We start from the raw sequence: 2,575 nt of genomic DNA on the forward strand, positions 1-2,575 counted from the left end.
GCCTTAATACTCCCTAGCTCAAGAGGATTAAAAAAACATAATGATGATTATCCTATAATGCAAGATTTAGTAAGCTATGGTGTATTTAGTGATAAAGGAGTTAATATGTGGTTTAGAGCAAGATGAGGGTATTAAAAATATTATATATTAGTTGGGTTGTATTTATTGGGGGTATTCTTTTATATGGTTTTCTATACAGTTATTTTAGTGATAAAGAATTTTTTACAAAGGATACCTTAAGGAGTATATTTTTTTTATATTCTTACCCTTTGTTACCCTATTTGTCATATTTAATATTAAAAAAAATGATTGAATCTAAATCTAAAGCTCTATTTTTCCCTATTTTTGTTTATTTTTGTTTATTTTTGTTTATTTTTGTTTATTTTTGTTTATTTATTCCTTTTGCCGCAGATTTTTCAATTTATATGATAGCACTTAGTATCTATATAATATCATTTTTAATAATCTCTTTTAAGTTTAGAAAGGAATTTAATCCCTATTTTTCTCTGTTTTTCTCTGTTTTTCTCTGTTTTTTTATATTTTTTTATATTTTTGTAATATATACAAAAGAGTAAGTAATATGTTTCAAATTAAAAAATATTTAATAAGGTTTTTGCTATTATATTATCCATTGGCATTCGTTTTGTTTATAATTCTTACTAGATTAAGTTTTAAAGGGGTTTAAAATGAAATCTCAAATCAATAATCTAAAAGACTATGCTGAACTTGCCCAAGCTAGTTATTTTTATTTTGATTTGCTAAAAGATTCTAATAATACTCCTAGAAAAATTTATGAGCTAGATTATAATAGCAATAAAATAAAAGATGAAAACTATCCTAGAGGATATAAAGAAGTAGAAATTACCTTAGAACATATCATAAGCAAAGAATATCAAGGACAAGAAGTATTAATCAATTTAAAACAAGATAATACTTGGCAATCAAATTTACTTAATACACTAAATGAAAAAACTAACTTTGATAAACTAAATGGAGAATTTTCTCCTTTACAAGCACAAAATTTTGTTAAAAGATACAAAATTTATTTTCATCAACCCAATACTACTTCAGGATTCTCTGCTACTTTATTTTATGATACACAAGAGGATAGATTTGTAGTGGGGTTTAGGGGAACGGAGAATAATTTTAAAGATATTAAAGCAATTTTAGAAACCGCCTTAGATGTAATTCAAGATGCAAATTTAACCTTTGGCAAAGGAGATTTTCAAGCTAATGCCTTGAAACAATTTTTACTAGATATAGCACCTATTTTAAATAATGCGGATTCAGATAAAATTATCTTTGTAGGACACTCTTTGGGAGGTTATCTTGCACAATGGGCTTTAATCTATTGCGATAGCATATACAAAGATAAACTTAAATTCTCTCCAAGTGAAGTTTATACTTTTAATGCACCTAGTATTTATGGTTGGAATCTTCCAAGTCCTATTATAAATCCTAATATTATAAAAATTTTACAAGAAATTTTAGATAAAAGAAGTATTGATATTTCAGACAAAATAACACATATTTATGACAATGGCGGTATAAAACTCATTGCTTCAGCTCAATATGGTTCAATCAATAAGCTTCCCATTCATACAGGTAAAGATTCCCACGCCATTATACCCATTACTCAAACCCTCTACTTCTACTCCTATCTTTTAGAATCAAATCCCAACTATAACAAAGTAAAAAATAAAAACCTTGAAGAATGTATAGAATATTTAAACAATTTTATGCAAGAAGTTTATCAAGTCTTTAATCCTTTAAGTATGAGAATTAATAATAAAAATCTAATGCTTTATAAAACCCAAGAAAAGAGACCAAATAGCACAGATTTCCTAGCCACCCTTATAGAACATATCCTTTATGTAACAAGCCTAGAAAAAGAGATAGAAAGCACATATATTCAGCTACATACTACTAAAGACAACATTATAGACAAAATAATAGCGTTAGAATATTATACAGAAATATTGGATAAACAAGATATAGATAATTTAGATTCTAAACAATGTAGCATAGCAGAAAAAAGGGCTATTTTTAAATGCCAACCATTCAAAATAACTGATAAAGATGGAAACGAAGTATTAAGTGAAAATAATATTGCTAAACTCTTTAGATATAATAGCAATTCCACTAAAATAGCTCTGTATAATGATAAGTCTAGTGTATCATATTTTGATGCTAGACTTTCTATGATGAAACATATTCTTTATGGCGACAATATCAATGTATGCTATATAAAAGCAAGTCTAAAATCTAATGAAAATAAAATCTCTACTTTATCTATGAGCTCTACGCTCTATGTAGATACACAAGCAAAAGCAATTTATATCTTTGCAAATGATAAAGACTATATTGATTGTGATACAATCTATAAACAAATCAAACAAGAATGCAATTTACAAGAAAGCCTAGAGGAATTACAATCCTATAAACCCTCTCTATTCTTAGATTCTCATCTCCTTTTAGGTGGCACAGAATCTCCTAATCCTCTCTCTCAATACTTCTTTGGAGAATTAGAATCTAACTCTTCTAATACCACATCTACTAACTCTACTAACTCATC

1 protein-coding gene is annotated in these 2,575 nt (G+C 27.1%); it reads left to right on the forward strand.

Annotated elements, in window-relative coordinates; all coding sequences use genetic code 11:
* Window positions 1–686: 686 nt before the first annotated feature.
* A partial coding sequence (locus CQA44_RS11825; RefSeq protein ID WP_115547400.1) for a lipase family protein occupies window positions 687–2,575 on the forward strand: 1,889 nt, incomplete at its 3' end.

The organism is Helicobacter sp. MIT 14-3879, from assembly GCF_003364125.1.